Genomic DNA, 506 nt, shown 5'->3' with positions numbered 1-506 from the left:
TGATGATTTACAGTTGATTATTGTGCAACCTATGAGAATATGAGAAATGAAAAATCATTTCTAGTGGCGCTGCGTCGCTGAATATCCTGTTAATCGTATTCTGCTGGTCATGTCCAATTAACCATTCCAATTAATCCATTCCAATTAATCCATCCTCTTTAATAATCTCCTTTTGTAATTTCCCTTTGTGGTATATCCCTAGTATTCTTTTTACATTTGGTTCATTTTCTTGCTTTCCTTCTATATTGTCTTCTTGTCTCTTTCTTCTTGTTGTCTTTTTCTCATCTGTAATTCGACTGTAATTTTGTTATTTCTTTCTTCTGCATCTTTTTCTCTCTTGCGTGCGCCTACGCGCCCGCGTGTGATATAATAATGTATCCCATGTGTACCGTTTCCGCCCGCAATCCACTCATGATAAAAAACATGTTCTACAACATCATTATCTTTCAGCGCTTTAGCATATTCTTTCAAAAAAACTTCGAAAAAAGAGTTTAATATATTTGGAT

1 protein-coding gene is annotated in these 506 nt (G+C 34.8%); it reads right to left on the bottom strand.

Annotated features, from left to right (window positions below; translation table 11 throughout):
* Positions 1-240 precede the first annotated feature (240 nt).
* A partial coding sequence (locus DW862_RS25675; protein WP_243636530.1) for a hypothetical protein occupies positions 241-506 on the bottom strand: 266 nt, incomplete at its 5' end.

The sequence above is a fragment of the Bacteroides sp. AM37-9 genome (assembly GCF_003603455.1).
GTDB lineage: Bacteria > Bacteroidota > Bacteroidia > Bacteroidales > Bacteroidaceae > Bacteroides > Bacteroides xylanisolvens.
This window is presented reverse-complemented; position numbering and strand designations above follow the sequence as displayed.